At 42.5% G+C, this 23,097-nt stretch carries 26 protein-coding genes; 8 read left to right on the forward strand and 18 right to left on the reverse strand.

All coding sequences use genetic code 11. The annotated features are described in order from the left end of the window. Nucleotides 1-188: 188 nt before the first annotated feature. On the reverse strand, nt 189-638 hold the full coding sequence (locus tag AC2EXB_RS10645; RefSeq protein ID WP_483601329.1) for a VOC family protein: 450 nt from the start codon (nt 636-638) through the stop codon (nt 189-191). A 76-nt stretch (nt 639-714) separates the two neighbouring features. On the opposite strand from AC2EXB_RS10645, the gene AC2EXB_RS10650 reads away from it, so the two are divergent. Beyond that, nucleotides 715-1,623: a helix-turn-helix transcriptional regulator gene (locus AC2EXB_RS10650; RefSeq protein ID WP_483601330.1), complete on the forward strand. Its 909-nt coding sequence runs from the start codon at nt 715-717 to the stop codon at nt 1,621-1,623. A 229-nt stretch (nt 1,624-1,852) separates the two neighbouring features. Here AC2EXB_RS10650 and AC2EXB_RS10655 read toward each other — a convergent pair whose 3' ends face one another. The 3 genes from AC2EXB_RS10655 to AC2EXB_RS10665 all read right to left on the reverse strand — a co-directional run bounded on the left by AC2EXB_RS10655 (nt 1,853) and on the right by AC2EXB_RS10665 (nt 3,151). Next, entirely contained in the window at nt 1,853-2,314 is a 462-nt protein-coding gene (locus tag AC2EXB_RS10655) for an NUDIX hydrolase (RefSeq protein ID WP_483601331.1), read from the reverse strand. A 116-nt stretch (nt 2,315-2,430) separates the two neighbouring features. Continuing rightward, nucleotides 2,431-2,586 carry a hypothetical protein gene (locus AC2EXB_RS10660; RefSeq protein WP_483601332.1) on the reverse strand — a complete coding sequence of 52 codons (156 nt, stop codon included), beginning with the start codon at nt 2,584-2,586 and terminating at the stop codon, nt 2,431-2,433. Nucleotides 2,587-2,650: 64 nt separating this feature from the next. Next, nucleotides 2,651-3,151: a GNAT family N-acetyltransferase gene (locus AC2EXB_RS10665; protein ID WP_483601334.1), complete on the reverse strand. Its 501-nt coding sequence runs from the start codon at nt 3,149-3,151 to the stop codon at nt 2,651-2,653. 190 nt (nt 3,152-3,341) lie between these two features. On the opposite strand from AC2EXB_RS10665, the gene AC2EXB_RS10670 reads away from it, so the two are divergent. Together AC2EXB_RS10670 and AC2EXB_RS10675 are read left to right on the forward strand one after the other, a co-directional pair. Further along, a complete protein-coding gene (locus AC2EXB_RS10670; protein ID WP_483601336.1) occupies nt 3,342-3,683 on the forward strand; it encodes a hypothetical protein in 342 nt (113 codons plus the stop codon). A gap of 52 nt (nt 3,684-3,735) precedes the next feature. Further along, the gene (locus AC2EXB_RS10675; RefSeq protein ID WP_483601338.1) at nt 3,736-4,098 is read left to right on the forward strand and encodes a hypothetical protein; all 363 of its coding nucleotides are present in this window, start codon (nt 3,736-3,738) and stop codon (nt 4,096-4,098) included. Between the two features lie 75 nt (nt 4,099-4,173). On the opposite strand, the gene AC2EXB_RS10680 is transcribed toward AC2EXB_RS10675, so the two are convergent. The 8 genes from AC2EXB_RS10680 to AC2EXB_RS10715 all read right to left on the reverse strand — a co-directional run bounded on the left by AC2EXB_RS10680 (nt 4,174) and on the right by AC2EXB_RS10715 (nt 13,524). Continuing rightward, complete coding sequence (locus tag AC2EXB_RS10680) at nt 4,174-4,767, reverse strand: NADPH-dependent FMN reductase (protein ID WP_483601340.1); 594 nt, start codon at nt 4,765-4,767, stop codon at nt 4,174-4,176. Between the two features lie 14 nt (nt 4,768-4,781). After that, entirely contained in the window at nt 4,782-5,765 is a 984-nt protein-coding gene (locus AC2EXB_RS10685; protein WP_235196301.1) for a ring-cleaving dioxygenase, read from the reverse strand. Between the two features lie 245 nt (nt 5,766-6,010). Then, a complete protein-coding gene (locus tag AC2EXB_RS10690; RefSeq protein WP_483601342.1) occupies nt 6,011-7,933 on the reverse strand; it encodes an ABC transporter permease in 1,923 nt (640 codons plus the stop codon). Continuing rightward, nucleotides 7,911-8,726 (reverse strand): ABC transporter ATP-binding protein, encoded by an 816-nt coding sequence (locus AC2EXB_RS10695; RefSeq protein ID WP_235196303.1) that lies wholly within the window; start codon nt 8,724-8,726, stop codon nt 7,911-7,913. Before AC2EXB_RS10695 ends, AC2EXB_RS10690 begins: the two co-directional genes overlap by 23 nt. Before the next feature lie 102 nt (nt 8,727-8,828). Next, a complete protein-coding gene (locus tag AC2EXB_RS10700) occupies nt 8,829-9,851 on the reverse strand; it encodes a sensor histidine kinase (RefSeq protein WP_483601343.1) in 1,023 nt (340 codons plus the stop codon). Between the two features lie 14 nt (nt 9,852-9,865). Continuing rightward, a complete protein-coding gene (locus AC2EXB_RS10705; RefSeq protein WP_483601344.1) occupies nt 9,866-10,549 on the reverse strand; it encodes a response regulator in 684 nt (227 codons plus the stop codon). Nucleotides 10,550-10,655: 106 nt separating this feature from the next. Then, nucleotides 10,656-11,261: a lipoprotein BA_5634 family protein gene (locus AC2EXB_RS10710; RefSeq protein WP_483601346.1), complete on the reverse strand. Its 606-nt coding sequence runs from the start codon at nt 11,259-11,261 to the stop codon at nt 10,656-10,658. A gap of 217 nt (nt 11,262-11,478) precedes the next feature. Continuing rightward, nucleotides 11,479-13,524 (reverse strand): GAF domain-containing sensor histidine kinase, encoded by a 2,046-nt coding sequence (locus AC2EXB_RS10715; RefSeq protein WP_483601348.1) that lies wholly within the window; start codon nt 13,522-13,524, stop codon nt 11,479-11,481. Between the two features lie 201 nt (nt 13,525-13,725). Here AC2EXB_RS10715 and AC2EXB_RS10720 point away from each other — a divergent pair, with 201 nt between their 5' ends. The 4 genes from AC2EXB_RS10720 to AC2EXB_RS10735 all read left to right on the forward strand — a co-directional run bounded on the left by AC2EXB_RS10720 (nt 13,726) and on the right by AC2EXB_RS10735 (nt 16,323). Then, on the forward strand, nt 13,726-14,061 hold the full coding sequence (locus AC2EXB_RS10720) for a hypothetical protein (RefSeq protein ID WP_483601349.1): 336 nt from the start codon (nt 13,726-13,728) through the stop codon (nt 14,059-14,061). A 90-nt stretch (nt 14,062-14,151) separates the two neighbouring features. After that, nucleotides 14,152-14,334: a hypothetical protein gene (locus tag AC2EXB_RS10725; protein ID WP_235196310.1), complete on the forward strand. Its 183-nt coding sequence runs from the start codon at nt 14,152-14,154 to the stop codon at nt 14,332-14,334. A 179-nt stretch (nt 14,335-14,513) separates the two neighbouring features. Continuing rightward, the gene (locus tag AC2EXB_RS10730) at nt 14,514-15,092 is read left to right on the forward strand and encodes a TetR/AcrR family transcriptional regulator (RefSeq protein ID WP_483601351.1); all 579 of its coding nucleotides are present in this window, start codon (nt 14,514-14,516) and stop codon (nt 15,090-15,092) included. A gap of 55 nt (nt 15,093-15,147) precedes the next feature. After that, nucleotides 15,148-16,323 (forward strand): MFS transporter, encoded by a 1,176-nt coding sequence (locus AC2EXB_RS10735; RefSeq protein WP_483601353.1) that lies wholly within the window; start codon nt 15,148-15,150, stop codon nt 16,321-16,323. Between the two features lie 70 nt (nt 16,324-16,393). Here the strand turns inward: AC2EXB_RS10735 and AC2EXB_RS10740 are convergent, their stop codons facing one another. The 4 genes from AC2EXB_RS10740 to AC2EXB_RS10755 all read right to left on the reverse strand — a co-directional run bounded on the left by AC2EXB_RS10740 (nt 16,394) and on the right by AC2EXB_RS10755 (nt 20,638). Next, a complete protein-coding gene (locus tag AC2EXB_RS10740; protein WP_483601354.1) occupies nt 16,394-17,017 on the reverse strand; it encodes a flavodoxin family protein in 624 nt (207 codons plus the stop codon). A gap of 142 nt (nt 17,018-17,159) precedes the next feature. After that, nucleotides 17,160-18,383 (reverse strand): ISL3 family transposase, encoded by a 1,224-nt coding sequence (locus tag AC2EXB_RS10745; protein ID WP_483601356.1) that lies wholly within the window; start codon nt 18,381-18,383, stop codon nt 17,160-17,162. A gap of 172 nt (nt 18,384-18,555) precedes the next feature. After that, nucleotides 18,556-19,095, reverse strand: coding sequence for an NADPH-dependent FMN reductase (locus AC2EXB_RS10750; RefSeq protein WP_483601358.1), 540 nt, complete (start codon nt 19,093-19,095; stop codon nt 18,556-18,558). Between the two features lie 121 nt (nt 19,096-19,216). Next, entirely contained in the window at nt 19,217-20,638 is a 1,422-nt protein-coding gene (locus AC2EXB_RS10755) for a DHA2 family efflux MFS transporter permease subunit (protein ID WP_483601360.1), read from the reverse strand. Between the two features lie 165 nt (nt 20,639-20,803). Between AC2EXB_RS10755 and AC2EXB_RS10760 the strand changes: the two genes are divergently transcribed. Beyond that, nucleotides 20,804-21,349 (forward strand): TetR/AcrR family transcriptional regulator, encoded by a 546-nt coding sequence (locus tag AC2EXB_RS10760; RefSeq protein WP_483601362.1) that lies wholly within the window; start codon nt 20,804-20,806, stop codon nt 21,347-21,349. A gap of 51 nt (nt 21,350-21,400) precedes the next feature. On the opposite strand, the gene AC2EXB_RS10765 is transcribed toward AC2EXB_RS10760, so the two are convergent. Further along, nucleotides 21,401-22,351, reverse strand: a complete 951-nt coding sequence (locus tag AC2EXB_RS10765) for a hypothetical protein (RefSeq protein ID WP_483601364.1) — start codon at nt 22,349-22,351, stop codon at nt 21,401-21,403. Then, on the reverse strand, nt 22,344-22,817 hold the full coding sequence (locus tag AC2EXB_RS10770) for a sigma-70 family RNA polymerase sigma factor (protein ID WP_483601365.1): 474 nt from the start codon (nt 22,815-22,817) through the stop codon (nt 22,344-22,346). Before AC2EXB_RS10770 ends, AC2EXB_RS10765 begins: the two co-directional genes overlap by 8 nt. Nucleotides 22,818-23,097 lie beyond the last annotated feature (280 nt).

Genomic DNA, 23,097 nt, shown 5'->3' on the forward strand with positions numbered 1-23,097 from the left:
TACCATTTATTATCATTTAATCCAGCCCTTTCTAAGTATTTCCTCATCAAAAAAATTAGAGTAGATCAGCAATCCAATTGAATTCATTTACGAATCGGTTTTTCCTCTATTTAGAACAAAAAAAGAAACAGCTTAAGAAAATCCGTTTCTTTTATATGAATATTTACTTTATTGATTTTCAAAAGCCTTTATACAAAACCATCTAAGAATTTGCTTGCCTCACCGTTGAATTTCCACATCACTCCAAACCGGTCAACCAGCATGCCGAAACTGTCAGACCATGGAGTAGATGATAATGGCATAATTACAGTGCCTTTTTCTGATAGCGCTTGAAAGATGGAGCGGTTCTCATCCGGAGATCCGTCAATTAAACTTATTAAAATTGCGTTTCCTTTCAATAGCGGACCAGTCACAGCTTGCATACTTGGCGGAACATCGGAGAGCATTAAGGTATTGCCGAAAAATTCGACGCTTGCTTCCATAATTATATTTTGTTCTTCTTCCGTCAATGGTAAATTCGGATTCGGACCAAGTGCACTGAACCGAACTTTCTTCACTTTTGCTGCCAGCGCTTTTTCGTAAAAAGATAATGCTTCTTCTGCCTTGCCTTCGAATTGTAAATAAGCGATTGTTTTCATATTTCCTACCTCCCTTTTCTATTCACAGTATAATTGGTTATAGGCGACAGCTATATGTCGTATATAGGAGGTAATTATGAAAAAAATTGAACGGCTCATTTCAATCGTCATGATTTTATTGCAAAAAGAAATTGTCTCCGCTTCTGAACTCAGCCGCTTATTTAATGTATCTAAGCGAACGATTCAACGCGATATGGAAAGCTTGAGCTATGCTAATATACCCGTCTATGCTGAATACGGGCCTGATGGCGGCTATGGATTGATGAACGAATACAAGTTTGATAAACGTTTGCTGAACAGCCAGGATTTGGAGAACATCCTTGTCTCTCTGGACGGCTATGACCAACTCATCACGGATCCCGAAATTCAAGTGACCATTCAAAAAATTAAGGCGATGGCTAATGCTAATCTATCCGCAAACCTCGACCTGACATTCTATAATTGGACAGGCCGAAGTGAACTTAAGAAAAATCTCTCGTTTATCAAAGAAGCGATTGAAAAATCTTGGCTTATTAAATTTGATTATATCGATCAACTTGGGAAAAGAACGGTTCGCTTAGTGGAACCTTATCGCCTTCACTTAAATGAGATGGATTGGTATCTCTCTGCATATTGCACCGAGCGCAGCGATTATCGAACGTTTAAACTTACGCGAATGATTGAAATGAAAAAGGAAGGATTGTTTAAGCCAAGGCTTGAAAATAGAGGGCAAACGACATTGATGCAACGTGAATCACTTAAGAAAGTACAGGTAGAGCTCCTAATTGAAGCAGCCATCCGCGATCAGTTTATCGAAAGATACGGGCAAAGCTTAGTCACGGAAATATCGGCTGATTCCTATCTGGTGGAAATTGAATTGCCTGAAAATCATTTTGCCTACCAGTTTCTAGCAGGTTTTGGAAAAAAATTGAAAATTCTCAAGCCGCAAACTTTCGTCGAAAAATACCTTCATTTTTTAGAAGAAACAATCGGCTTATACAAATAATTTATAGGGCTATTCGCTAATGATTTCAGGAGATAAAACCCCAGTTCTGGCGTTTGTCTCCTTTGGCTTTGGATTTTGGCTATGAGTGCTTCCCTGGAAAGGCAAAATTCCCCACAAGTCCGGAGCACTGTTGGGGTTAAGAAATTTTTAGAATGAGTCGTTTTTTTAAACATCAGCTACATTCAAGTCCATCACGGCATTCCCTTCGTTCAGCATTTTGCTATTGCATTCACTTTATAATGGGCAGTTTTGATTGATGGACCCAATCCAAAATAAACCTCGCTTGATGGGCATTCAAATGCGGAAGTTCATCTGGAGAAAAAAACCGATGTTCCCGGCTTTCTTCTGCTTCTTGGATTAGCTCCCCTTTAAAATCTGTAGCATGAAAAATGATTTGCACACTAAAGATTTGATCGCCATTTCCATATTCAGCAAAACCCTGTTCACCCGAATAAAGGCCGAACAGTTTTAAGTTTTCCACCTTCAAACCCGTTTCTTCGAAGGTTTCACGGAGCGCTGTTTCCTCGAAAGTTTCTCCGGGTTCCATGACTCCTCCCGGAATTCCCCAAACGTCTTTGTCTTTTCGGTGCTGCAGCAAAATTTGGCCATTTTCTTCGATAATAATCCCGCAGCCTATTGTCATCAGCATGCGAGAGCCAATTAACTGCCGCATTTCTTGTATATAGTTCATAACTGCCTCCTGAAAATAATCGATTGTATTTAATTGAAATTGAAAAACTAAACCTTGCAAGCTTTAGGATTCTTACATGATCTCTCTTATCAGTTCCACTCGGGTTCATACTTGAATTAGTTTTTTCGTTGCGTTTTGCCTGTTAACTGGCCTGCAATCAGACCTAATAGCACATTGGTCACAATAAGTGCACTCATCGGTGTGTTCGAAACGATTAAGATTAAAGACAGAACACCCGCTATTCCAGCAAATAATAGAGCATTTAAAGTCATGCAAACCATCCTTCCCGCAATTCTTTTTATTAGGTCCTAACTTATTGATTCTCTTCAGTTTTAATCAGCACCATAAATAATGAACAAAGCGCATTTTTTCACCATTCACCTCGAACTCTTCTTCATCAATACCAGTTTGTTTGAAACCATTCTTTTCTAATAGTTTCATCGACGCCTTATTGACAGTTGTCGTCTTTCCACTGATTTTCTTTACAAGTAATTCGGATTGTATCAATAGGGTTAACGCTTGATTGCCAACGCCTTTTCCGATAGAGTCTTCGCCTATTCTAAATCTAATTTCTGCAATGCTATTTACTTTATCAATATCCACTAAGTTAATTCTCCCCAGAACTTTTCCAGCCTCATTTTTTATTAAATAAAAACTGGAAAAGTCTTTTTCTTGTTCCACTAATAATTTTTGCAAGCTTTCTGAAAAGCCTCTAATAGTATAGTAGGCATGTCCCCGGCTTGGTACCGATTTTTCAAAAAAATCCCGATTTTCTGCTTCAAATTCAAGCAATGGTTCCGCGTCCATTCTGTTTAATAAATGCAAGGAGATTTCCATTTTCAGTGCACTCTTTTCTATTGGCGGTTGAATGATATAATCATTGTACCAATTATATCCAATACATTAATCAAAAACTTAAACTTTTCTTAATACTCACTATTGAATTGCACTGTATTCAATCTTCATTTTTAAGAATCAAAGCGGTTATAAAATCCGATGTCAAAATTTTCTTTGAGAAGGTGGTTTAATGGAGAAAAGCGTACCTGTATTTATGATTTTGTGTCTACTCATTTTGGAGACAGGCTGCACCAATAACTCTGCTGCAGACTGGGCGTATTTTTTTGTTGTATGGAATGAAGATATTTATAAGGTCAGCGATGAATCTGTTGAAGAAGTAGGCGAGAAGATTGGAGAGGTTGCAATTTATTCGGATCAAGAGAGCTCTTATACTGGAAACTTCTCCAATAAATTTGAAAAAGGTACATATTATTATTCCATACCTGGTATTTCCACGGAAGAAGCCATAGCGGTCCAAGATGAGGATAAGTTTCGAAAAGTGATCCGAGAAAGAAAATACGGAGGCAAATGATCTGTTTAATTGACATGCAATTTTGATTGGAAATTGGAGGAGCTTATTAAAAATGAGATATTGCAAATGCCGTGTTAAAAGATTCAGCAATAAGAAATTATACACCCGGCTTTCTCGGCTTCAGGAATATAAAAATCCGAACATTAAAGCAATTCATGTGCTCCTTTCGGAAATAGAAAGCCGGGATCCAGCAGAATACGAGGCAGGGATTATTGAAGCGAAAGTGGAACAATCCAAACGCTTTGCGGTAAGAGAAGTGGATGAAATCCTGTACTATGAAATCAAATACAATGAAGATTACCTTGCCAAACCGGAATCTGAGAAAGACCTGTTTGAACGCAAATTGCGCGCTGCAAAACTAGCAATGGTCCAAGACGTTTTAAATCGGAGAAACAAGACGAGGCAGGAAAAATAATAGATCCTATTCGAAAATAAAAAAGCTGCCCCGCTAGCCACATAATGCGGCCGAACGGGACAGCTTTTGTTGTTATTAACGAATGGTTTTCAAAGCTGTCGACCAAGGAATTACCTGGTCCAGCATTTGGTTCACTGAGTCAGCTTGCACAGCTGCCGGTTTGAACTCAGCGCCATTCACAAAATCGGTGAACAAAGAAAGAGCCGGGTGGACACGAACGTCAGCAACCATTAATTCGCCTAAAATACCGCGAAGATGTTCTGTTGCGCGAGCACCGCCTACTGAACCGTAGGAAACGATTCCAGCCGCTTTGTTATTCCATTCCGGACGCAGATAATCCAATGCGTTTTTCAAGGACGCACTAATGGAATGGTTGTATTCCTGTACGATAAAGACGAATCCGTCTTGTGCCCCAACTGATTCAGACCATGCAGCAGCTCCAGAGGCGTCTCCGTCATTTTCACCAAGCAATGGCAATTTGTAGTCAGCGATATCAATCAATGTATAAGTTGCATCACCGCGCTGATCCGCCAATTCTTTGACCCAGTTCCCTACTTGTGGGCTTAAGCGCCCTTCTCTTGTGGATCCTAAGATGATGCCGATGTTAAGTTTAGTCATTTTCGTTTCCTCCTGTTGTTTGTTTCCAAATAGTTTAGATAGAAAGCTCATATAAATGATTCTCCTTACAGATATTCTTTTTCAATCGTTTTTGTGCTGCGGACAGTATCAATCGGGCGAACCATCGCTTCGATTTCGTCGCGTTTCGGCTCCAAGAATGGCGGCAAGGATAATTTCTCGCCTACCGTTTCATATGGTTCATCTCCCATGAATCCTGGGCCGTCTGTTGCCCATTCAAATAAAATGCCTTGTGCAACACGAGCATACAGCGATTCAAAGAAGAAGCGGTCCACATAGCCGGATGTACTAAAGCCAAGCTGCTGCATCCGGTCGATCCATTCTTTCAAAACATTGGTATCCGCTACACGGAATGCTGCGTGATGTACGGTACCGAATCCTTGTTGGCCGCGCGGCAACAAGGTATTGTGTTCAACAATCACTTGTGCCCCATTGCCCCCTTCACCCACTTCAAATAAATGAAGCGATCCTTCTTTCGCGATTTCGCGCATCAACATCGCTTTTTCCAGAACTTCTTTGAAATAATCGAATTCTGCAATGCGGATGTGAATGGGCCCAAGTCCCGTAATGGCGAACTCTAGAGGCACAGGTCCATTCTGCCAAGGCGTTCCGGAAGCCACTCCCACATTCCCTTCGTCTGATACCAGCATGTACTGCTGGTCGTCAAAATCTACGAAAGATAAAGTTTTTTTGCCGAATACTTCTTTAATGCCTTTGTGCTTCACTTCGTATTTTTCGAAACGCTTCACCCAATATTCCAAGGCTTCATCTGTCGGCACTCGGAAAGCGGTTTTGTAAATTTCATTGGTGCCATGCGTCCCTTTTGGAATTCCCGGGAAGTCGAAAAATGTCATATCTGTTCCGGCAGATCCTTTATCGTCCGCAAAGAATAAATGGTAGGTTTGGATATCATCTTGATTGACTGTTTTTTTGACCAATCGCATCCCAAGTACATAAGTGAAAAACTCATAGTTTTTTTCAGCACTGCTCGTAATGGCTGTTACGTGGTGCATTCCTTTTAATTCGTTCACAAGAAATCTCTCCTCTGATTGATAATTATCTCGAATTCGAGATATATGCTTAAAAAAATAAAACCTTGCATTAAAATTGCCATGTCATTAAATTATCTTTAATTCGAGATAATCATAACATGGGATTTTTCGATGGTCAAGCATTAAGTTTAAAAATAGCTAAGAGCATCTTTTAAATACGGTTTCATCCTTTTTCAAAATGAAAAGAGCATCCAGTAAAGGATACTCTTTCGCTCAAAATAAGATTATCTTAAAGTCAGTTTTACTGTCTTGCGGTAATAGCCTACTGTCAAAAAAGCAAATAACAGGTAGATGATGGCGAATAAGATCATGACGGTTGCTGCTGAAACCATGATATTCGTCTGGAAAAAGTAAGATAAAGCTTTTAGCGCAAAGAATGAATGCACCAAACTGATCACTAGCGGCAAGCCAAAAACGAAAATCTGCTTGCGGATAATGCCTTGCATGATTTCATTCACCGAAAATCCAAGCTGGCGCAGAGTGGAATAGCTTTGTTTTTCTTGTTCCGCTTCGGTCATTTGCTTGAAATACAGGATGCTTCCGGTTGAAACCAAGAACACGAGCCCTAGGAATCCGGCGATGAAAATCATCAATCCGTTTGATTCCATCCCTTCTTTCACCGTCGAATAATAATCTTGGCGCGGATTTTTCCCGTTGTATTTGGGCTGGTGATAAAGCGCTGATGCCTCTTCCAAATCTTCATCATTTAAAATATGGAATCCGTCAATTCGACGAATTTCGGCAGAACCTTTTGCTGCTAAATCGGTTTTCAGCTGTTCATATTTCTTTGGATTCACCACAACTTGGGTGTAAAACGTTTCCCAGTTGATGACATTCCCTTCACCGAAAGCTTCAATTTCAATCGGTTCTTTTACATCCTGCAAGTATAGATCCACAGGCAAGCGTTCATTATCCATGAACATCGATAGTGAAGATGTCGAGTGGAGGCTCGCACTGTTTGTTCCCGGCGCTTCAATCTCAATTCCTGCTTTTTGAAGCTGCTCATCACTTGCAACGGCGATATAGAGCGGATCACTTGGAACAGCTAAAGCCCCTTCTTCAAGTTGCCCTTCCGTCACCAATATTTCCACAATGCCTTGCTGGAAATCGATGCCTTTTTCTTTCATTTCCGCACTTATTTCAGAAGCAAAAGCTTCCTCATTTTCAAATATGAAGTCAAAAGGCATTTTTGCTTGTGCTTCCTGTTCAGTTGAATAGTAGAAAGAATAAGCGCCGGCGATCATCGACAAAGTCATAGCTGACAAGATGGTAATGATCGTCAATGAATTGGCATTACCTTTTAAGCGATGCATCAAGGGCGCGATGGATAAACTATTATTCAATCCAAGATGCCCTTCTTTGCGGCTTCTGATTTTGTATAATAGCCAGCTGAGCGTCACGCGGAAGATCAAGTAAGTGCCAGTTATCGTGGAAATTAAGACTCCTGAGATATTCAAGAAGAAATTGGCATCGAACATTCTTTCAGAGAGCCAATAGCCAAATCCGATAAAAAGAATCCCGGCCACTGCCAATACAGCTGCAGAACTGGTTTTTGGTTTTTTTGGATGTTCCCCGGCTTTTTCTGTGTTAAATAGCGACAATAAGGTGTTGCGGTAAACCGTCCGGATCATCTGGATCGTCGTTAAAGCAAAGATCCCGATAAAGACAGCAATTGTCTGCAGCACTGCTTCGATTGAAAATGACACGCTGATCGTTGTTTCAAAACCGATCAGTTTTAACAAAAGCAGCAGGAAAACACGCGAGACAAGCATCCCGATTACGATCCCTACTATTAAAGCCCCGATTCCAAGCAATGTATTTTCAACGATCAATAGACGGGCGACCGTTCTTTTTTTCAACCCGATCAGTTGATAAAGCCCGATTTCCCGGCTTCTTCTCTTCAAGAAAATCGAATTTGCATAAATGATGAAAATCCCAGCGATGAAGATCAGCAAGATTCCAGCAGCCAAGAAGGCAGAGCTGATCATCTTGTTTCCTTGTTCAACAATGGCCTGGTCATATTGCAGCGTGGCAAACACGAAATACAAAACCACACTCAAGATCAATGCAAAGAAATAAAGGTAATAATGCTTGATGTTTTTCCGCATGCTGCGAATGGCTAAATCAAAGAGCGTCAACGCTGTCACCCCCGAGTACAGCCTGTACGTTCAAGATTTCCTGGAAAAAGGCCTGTCTTGTTTTATTGCCTTTGTACAACTCGGAATAAATATTGCCGTCTTTTAGGAAGACCACCCGGCTGCAGTAGCTGGATGCGAGCGGATCATGCGTAACCATCATGATGGTCACTTCTCGTTTTTCGTTGACGTCTGCCAATGTACCCAGCAAGGATGACGCGGCTTTTGAATCAAGCGCTCCTGTTGGTTCATCCGCAAAGACCATTGACGGCTGATTGATGAGCGCCCGGGCAGCTGACGTCCGCTGCTTTTGCCCGCCGGAAATTTCATGCGGGTATTTGTTTGCTAGTTCCGTGATGCCGAGGATATCAGCGATTGAGCGGAATTCCGCTTCTGCCAATTTTTTTCTCACTTTGCCAAGTGAAACGGGAAGTAAAATATTCTCTTTCACTGTCAATGTGTCCAGAAGATTGTAATCCTGGAATATGAATCCGAGGCGGTCGCGGCGGAATGCCGACAATTGGGCATCTTTCATTTTTGAGATGTCCGATCCGCTGATTGTAATCGTCCCTTCAGTTGCCCGGTCAATCGTTGCAAGCACATTCAGAAGCGTCGTCTTTCCGGCACCGGAAGGTCCCATGATGCCGACAAACTCCCCTTTTTCTACGCGCAAGTCGATGCCTTTTAGCACTTGCTGGACATTTCCTTTAGAGCCGAATGACTTTCGTACATTATAGGCTTGAAGAACGGATTGGGTATCTGTTTTTTTATTGGTTTTGATCGCATCTTTTATTTTTGTGAACATTGTTTTTGCCTCCCTGTTTTCTTATATCCCTATCGTACCTTGTGCACTGCACCCGGTCGTTTGATTTACATGACAAACAGGAAGCTCAATGTGACAATGCCGTCACTTACGGATATGATCGAATTCGTTTTCAATGGAAAATGCCAATTCCATCGTCGTTCCTTTTGCCAATTCGGATTCAGCGTGCAGCTGGATGCCGATTTTATCTGCCACCAATTTCGCCAAATACAAACCGAGGCCAGTGGCTGCATTCTGAATTCGCCCAGTCGAACCTGTAAAGCCTTTATCGAATATCCTCGGCAAATCGTGCGGTCCAATTCCTGCACCTTCGTCTTCCACTATTAAAACAGTCTGCCCCGTTTCTTCAGTCCGTGTAGAAATCGCAATCGTTCCGCCGTCGGGGCTGTACTTGATTGCATTCGACAGAACTTGCCGCAATGTAAAACGGCTCCATTTCTTATCCGTAATCACTTTTTTATCCAAGCCATCCATATCCACCGCTAAGTTTTTTTCTAAGCACCAAGACATCAATTCCCGGATTTCAGCCGAAACCAATTCTTTCAGTTCGACTTCTTCCAAGGAATAATCACTTTCAAGCTTGGGCAGCCGGCTTATGTATAATTGCTGGTCAATCAGTAAATAGATGCGCAGCCATTCTGCTTCGATTCGCTTTACAGCTGGCAAGCTTCGATTCGAATCAATGATTAGTTTCATAGCTGTCAGCGGTGCTTTGGCTTCGTGCACCCAAGCCGCTGTGTAATCGCCTTGGATCATGCTGTTTTTGCGGATTTCCTGCAACTGGGCTGAAAAAAGCATGCCTTTTTCAATTAAAAGATCGTTGACGATTTCATCCTGTTTAAAAGAAGCATCGGGTAATCCTTCAACCCAATCCATTCCGCTCGATTCACCCAATGAGGCGAGTTCTTTCAAATAAGCGGTTTCTTTAAAGTAGCGCCAGACGATGAAACAAACGAGAGAAATGAGCAATAAGGCATTCATATAAATAACTGAGGAAGCCTCAACATCAACTCCCGGGTCCAGCCAAAGCAACAAGTCGATGGCACTTAATGCAAGAACAATGAATAAGATCCAGCTTAAGCGGTCGCGCAAAAAACGTAAGAACATCGAATCCCTCTTTTCTAAAAAGTGACGGCTACATAGCCGAGCCCTTTTTTCGTGATGATGGCATCGCCTAAATCGAGTTCCGCGAGTTTTTGACGGAGTCTTGTGACATTCACCGTTAAGGTATTGTCGTTTACAAAACGTTCATCGTCCCATAATTTACGGATCAATTCATCACGCGAAACGATTTCGTCTTTTGCATCTACTAACACACTCAAGATAAAGAATTCGTTTTTCGTCAGTTCAACTTCCTTTTCATCCCGTCGGATAAGTCCGCGTTTTAAATCGATGACCGCCCCGTTCCATTCTTTTACATCGGATACCTCTTCGCCATATGAATAGACGCGCCGCAGCGTAGCTTGAATTTTAGCGATCAAAACGTCCGAATGGAACGGCTTCTGTACATAATCATCTGCCCCCATCTGCATCGCCATGACCATATCCATCGGATGGTCGCGTGACGAAAGGAAAATGATCGGCACTTTTGAAACCGCGCGGATTTCACGACACCAATGGAATCCATCGTATACCGGCAATTGAATGTCCATGATGACCAAATGCGGTTTTTGTTCGATAAACCCTGTTAAAATTTTCTGGAAATTCTCTGGCCCGACGGCTTCAAGCCCCCATTTTTGCAATCCTTCCTGCAGCGCTTGGAAGATTGCCGGATCATCTTCTACAATATATACTTTCATATCCATCCCCCCATACACGCCCTTTCTTTCTTACATTCTACTGGAAACTCGAAGGGACAAGCAACGACAACGAAAAAAGGCCTACCCCAGTAAAGGGGCAAGACCCGTTTCATTACCCTTCAATTCGAACGAGCTGGTTGCCTTCTACGTCATACTGCATCATTCGGACACTTGGGTCATTATCATATTCCAGGACCGCCATGATTTTTTCTTCTCCGTCCATCTCATTCCAATCCGCATCGTCAACAATCAGGAATTTATCCACATATGCTCTGCCGTTTCCGATGATGGAGTTGCCGCCATATTCCGCTTTCAACTCTTTGCCGCCAACTGTTACATCTTCCTGTTTTTCTTTCGCGTAAAGAACCGCTTCACCTTTCGACAAATCTGACACGCTTTCTACTGCTTCCGTCTTGTCTCCTTGGATCACTTCTCTTAACAACTCTTTGTCTATAAGTGCTTGCGCTGTTTTCTCACTCAATACCATGACTTTTTCGCCGTTGTCTTCCGCTAACTTGATTTGATACTGGTCGTCGCTGACCATTTTGATTTCTTCTTTTTTATCATCCGCTGCCGCTTGTTCCAGTTTTAAAACTTCGTCGATATTCGGCACGTCTCCATATACGATCAGCCCGTTCGCTTTTTCAAACCATCCGCATCCGGAAAGCAAAGCCCCTGCTAGAATTGCTGATGCACCCATCAATGCCATTTTTTTCATACTAATTACCCCTCTCATATTAAGGACATGCTGCTCACTTTTTCCTTGGCTGAACTTCAGCGGGTCTTTCGTAAGCAACTCCTTTATTAACCTTAGTATACGAGGGGAAACCGAAACTTGCGTTTGTTCTAGATGACGCTATCCTTACAATATTGCAAGAAACAGCCAAATAAAAAAAGAAACTGCTTTTAAAAAGCAGCTTCTTTCATATCTGGACTCAGATCATCGGTTTGAACAAGGTATAGAACACTGTTCCTTCAGGACTGGTCTCGATTTCGATTTTTGCATTATGCCTTGCAGCGATGCCATAAGATACGCCAAGCCCTAGCCCTGTGCCATTGTCTTTCGTCGTATAGAACGGCGTACCGAGTTTTTCAAGAATGTCTTTTTCGATTCCAGTTCCTTGATCCCGCACTTCCAACACAACGTCCCCGTCTTCTTTCATATACGTGGAAATCGAAAGGGTCCGGCCAGCTTCCATCGCTTCCAGGCCGTTGCGGCATAGGTTAATCAGCAATTGTTTGATCTCATCTTGGTTCAGGAATAGCTCAGGAATCTGAGACGTTTGGATATCGATCAATTTGTTTTGGTTGATCGTATCGATTTCCAATAGCGGTGCCACATCGTAAATCAATGCGTTCAGATCGGATTTTTTCAAATCGGATTTATTGATATTCCCCATGGCAAGGAATTTTGTGATGATCGAATTGGCGCGGTCCAGTTCATCGATCATCAACTTGAAGTATTTTTTATGCTCTCCCAAGTCTTCCATCGTCAATAATTGAAGAAACCCTCTTACAGTGGTCATGGGATTGCGGATTTCATGGCTGATTCCTGCAGCCATATGGCCGATCAGCTCCAAATTGGCTAAGCGCTTCAATTCTTTCTCGAAATTCTTTTTTTCTGTTATATTTTTGGACAAACAGCAGATTCCCTCATCGTATGGGTATGCCACCATTTCCTGCCAGAAAATGCCTGAATCTGAAGACAACTCAAAATGAACCGGTATTCTGTCAAACATTGCTTTATGGAATTGTTCGAACATTGCCGTGCTGGCTAGTTCTGGGAATGTATCCCAAATCGATTTGCCGATGAGGTCATTTGGTTCCATTCCTTTTGGCAATGGCTGGTGCTTGTTAATATAGATGAATTTCCATTCTTTATTGACCGCAAAAAAACCATCGGTAATGCTTTCAATTACATCTGTGACCCGTTCGTTGGCATTGGCCAACTCTTTAGTCCGTTCATCTACTAATTCCTCTAACTGCTCCATCTGCAATAAATTATCAAAATTTATGGCAGTGGCGTCAAGTATCGATTGAACCAATTGGATGTCCGGGTTGTTCATGGAAATTGTCTTCTCGAAAAACGATTCAACCGTAAGGACACCCAAAACTTTCCCTCTGGAAATCATCGGAAACAGAAGGACCCTCCGCTTTCCATCCAGCGGAATAATCGCCATTTCTTTATTGCGGAACACTTCACCCAATGTTTCTTCGAAGACCTGGCCCGTTTTATCATTCATGCCCGATGTCCAGTCTTCGATTGGCCATAGGGCATTTTCGCTTATTTTCTTGATGGCAAATCCCGATCTGTTGCTCGAATCTCTTGTATGCAAAGCCGCATTTCGGCTCCCCCAAATTTTGCGTACATAGGAAAAGCTGATCGTCAAACAATCCTCAATAGAGGAACAAGCCGAAAGTTCTCGGTTTGCATCCAATAAGAGTTGTTTCTCACTGACGACTTTTTCTTTTTGTTCCAAGTTCTTAGCGTTTTGAATGGCAATAGCTGCCATATTCACATACGCTTCGGCGCTTTGAAGTTCGGATTCGTCCATTTGGATGTGATTAAAGTAAAACAACTGGACCATTCCGAGCATTTCCTCTTTGTAGACAATGGGCAATGCCAAAAGCGATTTAATTTGCAGCGCTTCGCATACTTGAGGATTTGGCCGGGGATCATGCATGGCATCTTCGATATAGATGGTTTTTTTAGTTTGTATCAATTCTTTTGCTAAAAGATCCGTTTCCGGGTCAATCACCAAAGAATAAATCGACATCCCATTCATAAAATCCGGTTTGCCTGCGCTGCCTCTAAAAGTGCCGTCCCCTACCGGAAGGAATATCCCAACAGCATCGCATTGGATAATTTCTTCTGATATAGCAGAAGTCACGTAATCCAAAACTTCATTCAGTTCAAGTTTTTTATTGATGATTTTTGTGATTTCGAAAATTTTAGAGTTCCCGGTCGTTTCTTTAGCCATCGTCATTACTCCGTTCTATAGGGGAAACTTTCAAGGAGCGAAAGGCAAAAATAGGCCATTCGGCTCCTTGCAGATTGATTTTAAGTTAGATACCACTAGCTTACCATATATTCCTATTTTATACTTAGCCCTTTTTCTAATTTTCTCTCTTGTTTCATGGACCCCAATTGAATATGATAAGAAGCGAAAGGAGTTGAGAAAATGAAAAAAGTGGCTATCGCAGAAATAATGATTTTATTGTGTTTTTTCCTATTCGCTAACCCGATTCAAGAAACAAACCAATTGCCTTCTCAAGCTTTCGATGAAGAACCGATTATTTCTTCAATGAAGATAGTCACCAAAGTGGACGCCCTCAGCCCTTCTACATTGATGCTCGTCCAAAAATGGGAAAAGCAAGCGCCTACAGCCGTTTTGCCAATTCCTTTTCACGATCGAGCGGAACCCTCTCTTCTAAAACCAGATGTTCCGGTTTTCAGGAATGCTGCGTTTTTCGGATTCATTAATGTAATCCACCACCAATCCAACTACCTCTCCTAAGGCCCTCAGACCTTTAAATCCATCTATTAAAAACAACGCCGCTTCGTTGCTTTTTAATAGAAGAAACGAGGCGCATAAGGGGCCAATCAGATGAATGAAAAAAGTGAATTCAGAATCGCTGTGGAAGCGAATCTGATCGTCGGAATATCCGCGTTATTATTTTTTGGCAGTATTTTAGCAGTAGCCCAGTGGTCTGGCAGCGACTTGATCGCCATTTTCTCTGACCTTCCATGGAAAGAGATCAACACATGGAGCGATATCCAGCGCAATTAATGAGGCGGCAACAACCGAACAAATCGAACGGATGGAGAAAGCAGACCTTTCTCCATCCGTTTTTTTTATTTAAAGGTTTGACTAATTCACTGCTCGGTTCCATTGGAAATCTTCGCTTCATTTGACATCTATCAAGTTTCATGAGATTATTTCCTAACGACCGTTAGGAAGGTGAAATTTTGAAAGCAACTCTTTTACTCGAAACTGCATTGAAACATTTCGCAGAAGAAGGCTATGAAGGGGCTTCACTCAGCAAAATTGCTGAAGAAGTCGGCATTAAAAAGCCTTCCATCTATGCCCATTATAAAAACAAAGACGATCTGTTTATGTCTGCATTGCACTATTCAATGGAATCCCAAAAAACACAAATGGCTTCTTATTTTAATCTTTCCCGCCACCAGCCATTGGAGAAAGTATTATCCGGATACTTCCACTGGTTTGCGAAAGAGACAGATGAAAATGTTCAAATGAAATTTATCATACGGACCGCCTATTTCCCGCCATTGAAATTAGAAAAGGAAGTCGGCCAGCTGTTTGATCCTTTTTTAGATGATATGCATCGCCATCTCACCCGTTTGCTGAGAGAACGTGAACGGCATCAAAAAGTCCTGTATGAAGATGATTACAGTAAAGCGGCTTTGGCTTTCCTGACGATTGCGGAAGGCACAATGACGGAACTCGTTTACAGCGGGCAAGAACAATATGAAAAACGGTTTGAAGCCATCTGGCCGATATTTTGGCGCGGACTTGCGCTTTAGACCAACTTACTAAACGGACTTTTAACTTGTATGGCCATTTAAAGGAGAATTTTACGTGAAAACCAACAAACTTGTATTAGCCACTTTATTGTTAAACTTATTTATCGCGTTTTTAGGAATCGGCCTCGTCATTCCTGTTACGCCAACCATTATGAATGAATTGAATATCTCGGGGACGGTAGTTGGCTATATGGTTTCTGCATTTGCCCTCGCTCAATTGATCATGTCGCCAATTGCCGGGAAATGGGTAGACAAATTCGGCCGGAAGCCAATGATCATTATCGGCTTGCTCATTTTCAGTGTCTCCGAATTGCTTTTCGGGATTGGTGAAACCGTTGAAGTTCTGTTCGCTTCACGGATTCTCGGCGGCATTAGTGCTGCATTTATCATGCCGGCAGTTACGGCTTTTATCGCAGATATCACAACGAGCAACACCCGACCGAAAGCATTAGGCTATATGTCTGCAGCCATTTCCACCGGTTTTATCATCGGGCCTGGAATCGGCGGGTTTTTGGCTGACATCAGCACACGCCTTCCTTTCTTCTTTGCAGCTGGATTTGGCCTTTTTGCGACCATTTTATCGCTCATCACATTGAAAGAACCGGCTAGAAATGATGAATACGATGATCAGCCGATTCAAAAAAGCGGCTTTGGAAGAATCTTTGCACCGATGTATTTCGTTGCGTTCATGGTCATTTTAATTTCCTCTTTCGGCCTTGCTTCGTTTGAGTCGCTTTTCGCTTTATTCGTTGATCATAAATTTGGTTTTACTGCTAAAGATATTGCCATTGTCATTTCCTTAGGCGCAATTGTCGGTGTCATCGTTCAAGTTGGATTGTTTGACCGTCTGACCCGGTGGATCGGTGAAATCAGTTTGATCCGCTACAGTTTGATCGTCTCCACAGTTCTTGTGCTTGTATTGACTTATGTCACAAGCTATTGGGCGATCCTTTTAGTGACCATGACGGTCTTCACCGGTTTCGATTTGATGCGTCCGGCAGTTACAACTTACCTTTCGCGGATTGCGGGGAATGAGCAAGGATTTGTCGGCGGGATGAACTCGATGTTTACGAGCATCGGCAATATTATCGGGCCGATCATCGGCGGTATTCTTTTTGATATCGATTTGAATTACCCCTTCTATTTCGCAACTGTCGTTTTGGCCATTGGAATCGCACTTACGTTTGTCTGGAAATCTCCAGCCGCGCTAGACACAAAAGCGAAAATTTAGATACGACGAAAAAACCAGTAAGGATAAATTTCCTCACTGGTTTTTTCATTTGTATATTTAGCAGTTGAACTCACCCCAAAGTATTTCCTTCGGCAGGGATGGGGTTGTTTTTCAATAGCCCTGCTAAATGGTACGTATTATAAGCTAAGCGTTCAATCGTCGATTTCGTAAACTCATTTTCCCGTCCGGCTTCAATATAGGAAGCCCCTGGACCCGCTTCTCCTACCCAATACGCGTCTACGTTAGGAGGGATCAAAAAACCGATATGCGACAATCCATACAGAAGTGAGGCGGCTGAATGCTTTGCACCATCTTCATTTCCTGTAATTACCGCCCCTCCTACTTTGTTGTAGAAAATGGCCTGTCCTTTGTCATTGGTCACACTGCTGCTGCCGTATAAGCGCTCTATGGCAACTGTCGCAAGTGAACTTTTTTCGCCGAGCCAAATCGGTGTACCGATGATTAAAATGTCTGCACCCTTGACCTTTTCAAGAATCTCCGGCCATTGATCGTCCCCGCCCATATCCTCCTGTACACCAAATGCAATGCGATAATCGGCTAAGCGAACGATTTCCGATTCTACGCCAAGGCTGTTGTAATGCACTTGAACATCATTCATGAATCCTTCCGTGTTGGATGTTTCGTCTGAACTTTTTAACGAGCAATTTAAAAATAGCGCTTTTAATGGCTGCATTCCTCTCATCCTTCCATGGTAAATTTCATTTTTGCTTCCACTATCATTTGTTCCCTTGCCAGCCAAAGCTAAACAGTCCAATTTTATGGCAATAAAAAAGGTTCTCCGTCAAATGTTGGGGTGAGGTGAAATCTTCCTCACTCTAACCAACGTGAACTCCCATATTCTTATACTTGTGTGTCAGTAGTATTTTGGCGCGGGCGCGTTCGAAATTCTGAAAGCCGAACGCGTTCCGCTTAATCACTTTTGTCAGGTTATTGATGCCTTCCAAGAAACCATTGGAATACTTGAACGAGAAGCTGTTCAAGATTTCCGTCTGCCAGTTTCGGAAGGTGCCCATGGCTTTCTGGAACTCGGGAATGCCCGCTTGTTCCACCAGCCGATAAAATTCCAGCAACGCTTCTTTGGTCTTGAGGATTTCCTCGGGATCTCTTTTTTTGCTTGCCTGAAACCACGTGCAATACGCTTCCTTCAGTTCGTATGCTCGTTTGAGCTCCTCATCCATTTCAAGATACCGCTTCAAGTACCAACGGTCCTTTTCGGTTAACTTCTCACTGTTTTTGTAAAAGACGTAGCGCATCCGTTTGCCTTTTTTGCGGTCATAGTCGTTCCAACTTTTCTGCACGCGTCTGCGGACCGCGTCCAGCGCCCAGTAAATGTACCGGCAGAAGTGGAAGCGATCGGCGATGATCACCGGTTTGCCGAGTGCTTTTTTGACCGCGGCTTTAAAGGAATGGCTCATGTCCATGACGACGATTTCCACCGCAGCTCCGTGCTGTTGGAGATACTGTTTGATCGTCTCTTTTTTCCGGTTGGGCAGGATATCGATCGGTTCTCTCGTTTCGCCATCGGCGATAATCAGTTGGTACTTTCCTTCGCGGGTGTCGCCTTTGTATTCGTCGATGGCGATCACACGCGGTAATTTTGCGGTTTCAGTAACTTCCTGGAGCGCCACCAGATCGAAACGCCGAACGATGGTCGAAGCGGAAGCGCCGTATTGTCCGGCCACTTCCTTGAACGTTTTCGCCTTGACGCTGCGCACATGAACCGCTTGGTTCCACTCTTTTGAGAACCGTTGATAGCGGCCGATGAATGAATTCTGTTCGGCGAATTTCTTGCCGCACGCCCCGCATACGTAGCGTCTCTTCTTATAGAAAAGGTAAGTCTGGCGTTCAAACCATTTCAGGTGTTTGATCTTTTGGATCCGGTAATCGTGGACACGCCGGGTCTTCTCCTGGCAACGCGGGCAACGGTGTGCCTTCACTTCCAACTCCACATGCAGGGCCACCCGGTCCTCCACTTGTTCCATCTTCATGATTTTCACATCTTCTAATCCGGGAAATTTCATGGTAAAATTCAAGTGCACGCATCTCCTCTTCTTTACTTGTTATTCGACATTTCAAGTATAAAAGAATTTGGAGATTGCGTGTCTTTTTTTGGGCCGAATTGTTTCAACACCCCAACAATTAGTGTAGAACCATAAAAAAACCGCTGGCCTAGTCGGCACAGCGGTTTTCAGTCAAGATTCATTTTACTGCTTAAAATCTTTCCATCCATTTTTCAAAATTAGCAACGACCGTATCCAAATAAGCGACTGTAGCTTCATCGGTGATGTTGCCTTCTGCATCCATTTTAGTATGGACCGCGCCGATGTATACATCATTGCCGATCAGAACCGGCGATTGAAGGCCTGCCGCAAATAAAATATCACGCAAATGCATTTGCGCTTTAACTGTACCTAAATTGCCCATGGATGCGCCCATAATCCATGAAGGTTTGCCAATCATGACTTTATCCACGCGGGATAGCCAGTCGATTGCATTGCCTAGAACGCCTGGAATGGTGGCATTGTATTCAGGCGTCACCCACAAGACGGAATCCGCTTCTTTCACTTTCTTTTTAAATCCGACAATTTCCGGCGGCATGTCGTTTTCAATATCTTGGTTATATAATGGCAATACGCTAAGACCCAAGATTTCGATTTCAAAACGGTCCGCATACCGGTTTTTCACAAATTCCGCTAATTTCCGGTTGAACGATTCTTTCCGGACACTTCCAACAATCACTGCAACTTTCATCTTACTGACCTTCCTTCTTGGTGTAGTAACGAATAAATCGTTATTGTGCTAAAAATCAATCTATTTAACAGTTTAAAGGAAAAGGCGCATAAGTGCCAACAACTTATGCGTCTTTAGCTTATTAAACTATTTTCTTCTTCGTCGGAGTAAATAACGTAATGATAAAAGCAATAACAGCCAATATCATCATAAAGTAATAAGCATCACTTGTTCCGTAGGCAATAGCTATCTTTTGGATTGCGGCAGCTGTCGAATCCGCCATATCCACTGCCAGTTCACTTGCATAGTCTGCCGATTGCGTACTAAATACCGTAATGACCACAGCAGTCCCGATAGAGCCAGCAATTTGGCGAACCGTATTATTCACGGCTGTACCATGCGTAATGAGCGCTTTCGGCAATGCATTCAAACCGGCTGTGTTCAGCGGCATTGTGATGAAACTTAAGCCAATCCGCAAGAACACCGTACGAATCATCAAGAATAGATAACTTGTATCTGACGATAGATCCGTAATCACCCACATCGAAGGAATGATGAAAAGCAGGCCTATGATAAACAGCGGTTTTGCACCGAAGCGGTCAAAAAGCTTGCCGGTAATCGGCGAAAGTAACGCATTGACTAAAGCTCCTGGCAAAAGGAGCAGGCCTGCATCAAATGCTGTAAAGCTCCGGCCATCTTGAAGATAAATCGGCAAAAGCGTCATATCCGCATAAAGCATCATGGTCACCAGCACATTAATAAGCGACGTCATCGTGAAAGTTGTGTTTTTAAAAACACTCAAATTCAAGAGTGGATCTTCCGATCTGATTTGGCGCAAACAAAAAATGACGGTAATCACCACTCCCGCAACTATCTGGCTCAAGACAAATGGATCTTCCCATCCATTTTTTCCGGCACCGCTGACTCCGTAAAGTATGAGTCCAAACCCGATCGTCGACAAAATGACGCTTGGCACGTCCAGTTTCGCTTTTTCAGTTTCCGTGACATTCACCAAATATTTAAGCGCCGACAAAATAATGATGACCACAAAAGGGATCAAGCCGATAAATAGCCACCGCCAAGAGAAGTATTCAATTACAAATCCGGCAAGTGTGGGCGCGATTGCCGGCGCGAAAATAATCGCCAGTCCAATAATCCCCATGGCGCTTCCCCGTTTTTCGATTGGGAAAATGAACATAACGACACTCATCATCAGCGGCATGATGATCCCTGCACCTACCGCCTGGATCATCCGTCCTGCAAGCAGGATTGAAAAGCTCGGTGCAATTGCGCAAAGAATTGATCCGATCAGTAAAAATAACATTGAACTGATAAACAATTGCCGTGTGGAAAAACGTTTCATCAAATATGCAGTGATCGGAATCAGCACCCCGTTCACGAGCATGAAACCTGTTGATATCCATTGCACAGTCGTCGCTTCAACAGAAAACACATCCATCAAGCTGCTAAGCGCTACATTTAAAAGCGTCTGATTCAGAGTTGAAAGAAAGCACCCTAAAATCATTACTGTCAATAAAACCTTTATATTTATATTTTTGGCCATTTTCTTTTCCTTTTTCCATTTCTTTTTCGACATGATGTCAATAAAATACATAATAACAACTTTAAATACTCATTCCTATTAACAATTTTTCTCGATTCGTCAATAAAACAACATTTCCCTTCATATTGTCGCGGAAAATGAAAATAATAGACAAAGGAGATTAACATGAGTCCATCCAAAAAAGCGGATCCTCGCGCTCTCAGCTCAAAAAGAGAGTTGAAAAAAGCGATCGTTTCATTATTAAGCGAAAATCCCGACACCACCACATTGACCGTCCAGAAAATTGCCGATAAAGCGGAACTGAACCGTGCAACTTTCTATTTGCATTACTTGGACATCAATGATTTACTGCGGCATTTAGTCCTGGAAATCTTTGACGACTTGTCGCAAAAACTCTCTCCTTTTCTTGAAATTGAATCCATGAAAGATGAAGAAAAACTGCTTGGCTTTCTCGATTATTTTTACCAGCATCGAAAACTATTTGCCGTTTTATTTGAAGGCCCACAGTTCAAAATCAAACTGCATGAGCTCTTGAAGGATTTTGTCCAAAATAGAAGAGGTATAAGGGGAGCGACCAACCAAAAAAACCTCGTTTCCATCGATTTGCTGGCAGCCTCCCTTCTCGGGATCATCATGTGGTGGATCAAGGAAGGCACCTTCTACAGTTCTGAATACATTGCTCATCAAATCAGCTTAATGTATCAAAAATAAAAAAGGAGGGCCATCAGAAATTTTCTGATAGCTCTCCTCTTTATAAGTTTGCTATTTTTCGTGAGCTTTTACATAAACTATGCCAATCACTTTTTCATTGATCATCGCTTTTAACTGCCACATGCCTTTTTCAGGCAATTCCATAATCGATGGAATATGGTGATCCGCTCCATTATTCGGATTAGGAAGTGTCTTCTCTTCTGGCACGACCGTGATTTCTTCACTGCTGTTTTCATGTTTTCCGAGAACTTTGAAGTTTCCTGTGAGTTCAACGTCGCTTCCCCAGAAATGCCACATGTACTTTTGCGGACTGTTTACGGAAAAGCGAGCCTCCTCGCCGTATATAAAACCTGCACGCCCTTCTTCCCCAATCAACGTATAGCCATTCGTTTCAAATAACGGGCTTTCATTCCACTTGGACTCCGTGCTTTTTTCCAAAACCACATATTCCTTCTGCCCATCCCACTCGATTTCCCCTGGAATTTCGTCAGTACCTTTATAAAGGATACATCTTGAACATTCCTCAAAATCAACCATTGTCTCATTTACTTCCCTATTCAAGATTAATGATCCTCCGAAAGACTCCTGGTTCTTTTTATAGGTGAAATCATAATTGACTTCATCCGGCTGCAGCCCTTTTCCGATGAATTCAACCGTCATAAACGCTGAACGGACTCCGTCGCCCAGATCTTTTTGGTTATAGGTCATTTTCCAGTTTTCGGTTTGGTCGGAAAAATTTGTGATCGGCACAGCCATTTTGCCAGATGATGCAGGCTGCAACCCGCCCCCCTTTTCGGTAAGAGTGAAAGCGAGGAAAGATCCGATAGATGCTAATAAAATGATGAAAATAGCAGATGCTTTCAGTGTGTTGAAACCATTTCGCACTGATTTTTCCGTTGTGTTTTCGCCGTTAATTTTCAAAAGAATTTTATCTTTCATTGGTTCAGAAAAACGAGGACTTTCTCCGATAAATTTATCCATATCCCGCTTAAACTTATTCATCCAAAAGACCCTCCCATTCTAGTGCATCCATCGTATCCTTCAGTAAATTCTTTGCTCTTCGCAACCGCGTTTTTACCGTGTTTTCGGAACAGCCCAGCACCTGGCTGATTTCTTTTGTTGTGAATTCTTGATAATAATAAAGTAGTATCGCTTCCCGGTAATGGATGGGCAGCGAAAGAACTTTTTTCATCAGCACTGCGTGGCCAGATAGCTGTTCAACAGCTTCTTCTGGCGTTTGGTTCCGTGAAATCAATTGGCTGATCGATTCTGTAAACATGGAGCGCCGATTTTTCCAGCTCCGGAGATGATCGTGGCATTTGTTGACGGCAATCTTAGAAAGATACGTTCTTAACGATGCTCGCTGTTGAAATTGTTCCGCTTTCTCGTAATAAGTCAGGAAAACTTCCTGTACGATATCTTCTGCAGCCGCCCAATCCTTTACGTATAAATACGCGAGCCGGATCAAGTATTACCCGTGCTCGTCCATGACTCCTTTCAGCTGCTCTTTTGCTGTCCATTCTATGTATTCACTTGCCACTTCATCACCCCCTTTTTAAAACACCCAATAGAAGTAAGTTTCTAAAAAATAGTTTCAAATTTTTCTTTTAAAAAATTTATCGAACTTTTATTCGTATCTGGCGTCCTAAAGAAATAGAGGAAAGTCTAATTCTATCCCTATAGAGGCTCATTCTAATATAAACGAAGATGAATGAATTAAACGATTTTAAAGAAGAAATCCCTATTTT

The sequence above is a fragment of the Planococcus alkaliphilus genome (genome assembly GCF_057031095.1).

What these genes read in the sequence shown, in the direction of transcription:
- AC2EXB_RS10675 (WP_483601338.1), top strand. Translation starts at nt 3,736, where the DNA reads ATGAGATATTGCAAATGCCGTGTTAAAAGATTCAGCAATAAGAAATTA.
- AC2EXB_RS10650 (WP_483601330.1), top strand. Translation starts at nt 715, where the DNA reads ATGAAAAAAATTGAACGGCTCATTTCAATCGTCATGATTTTATTGCAA.
- AC2EXB_RS10680 (WP_483601340.1), bottom strand. Translation starts at nt 4,767, where the DNA reads ATGAGCTTTCTATCTAAACTATTTGGAAACAAACAACAGGAGGAAACG.
- AC2EXB_RS10765 (WP_483601364.1), bottom strand. Translation starts at nt 22,351, where the DNA reads ATGAATAAGTTTAAGCGGGATATGGATAAATTTATCGGAGAAAGTCCT.
- AC2EXB_RS10670 (WP_483601336.1), top strand. Translation starts at nt 3,342, where the DNA reads ATGGAGAAAAGCGTACCTGTATTTATGATTTTGTGTCTACTCATTTTG.
- AC2EXB_RS10700 (WP_483601343.1), bottom strand. Translation starts at nt 9,851, where the DNA reads ATGTTCTTACGTTTTTTGCGCGACCGCTTAAGCTGGATCTTATTCATT.
- AC2EXB_RS10645 (WP_483601329.1), bottom strand. Translation starts at nt 638, where the DNA reads ATGAAAACAATCGCTTATTTACAATTCGAAGGCAAGGCAGAAGAAGCA.
- AC2EXB_RS10660 (WP_483601332.1), bottom strand. Translation starts at nt 2,586, where the DNA reads ATGACTTTAAATGCTCTATTATTTGCTGGAATAGCGGGTGTTCTGTCT.
- AC2EXB_RS10740 (WP_483601354.1), bottom strand. Translation starts at nt 17,017, where the DNA reads ATGCAGCCATTAAAAGCGCTATTTTTAAATTGCTCGTTAAAAAGTTCA.
- AC2EXB_RS10710 (WP_483601346.1), bottom strand. Translation starts at nt 11,261, where the DNA reads ATGAAAAAAATGGCATTGATGGGTGCATCAGCAATTCTAGCAGGGGCT.
- AC2EXB_RS10705 (WP_483601344.1), bottom strand. Translation starts at nt 10,549, where the DNA reads ATGGATATGAAAGTATATATTGTAGAAGATGATCCGGCAATCTTCCAA.
- AC2EXB_RS10720 (WP_483601349.1), top strand. Translation starts at nt 13,726, where the DNA reads ATGAAAAAAGTGGCTATCGCAGAAATAATGATTTTATTGTGTTTTTTC.
- AC2EXB_RS10760 (WP_483601362.1), top strand. Translation starts at nt 20,804, where the DNA reads ATGAGTCCATCCAAAAAAGCGGATCCTCGCGCTCTCAGCTCAAAAAGA.
- AC2EXB_RS10715 (WP_483601348.1), bottom strand. Translation starts at nt 13,524, where the DNA reads ATGGCTAAAGAAACGACCGGGAACTCTAAAATTTTCGAAATCACAAAA.
- AC2EXB_RS10750 (WP_483601358.1), bottom strand. Translation starts at nt 19,095, where the DNA reads ATGAAAGTTGCAGTGATTGTTGGAAGTGTCCGGAAAGAATCGTTCAAC.
- AC2EXB_RS10755 (WP_483601360.1), bottom strand. Translation starts at nt 20,638, where the DNA reads ATGGCCAAAAATATAAATATAAAGGTTTTATTGACAGTAATGATTTTA.
- AC2EXB_RS10665 (WP_483601334.1), bottom strand. Translation starts at nt 3,151, where the DNA reads ATGGAAATCTCCTTGCATTTATTAAACAGAATGGACGCGGAACCATTG.
- AC2EXB_RS10725 (WP_235196310.1), top strand. Translation starts at nt 14,152, where the DNA reads ATGAATGAAAAAAGTGAATTCAGAATCGCTGTGGAAGCGAATCTGATC.
- AC2EXB_RS10695 (WP_235196303.1), bottom strand. Translation starts at nt 8,726, where the DNA reads ATGTTCACAAAAATAAAAGATGCGATCAAAACCAATAAAAAAACAGAT.
- AC2EXB_RS10655 (WP_483601331.1), bottom strand. Translation starts at nt 2,314, where the DNA reads ATGAACTATATACAAGAAATGCGGCAGTTAATTGGCTCTCGCATGCTG.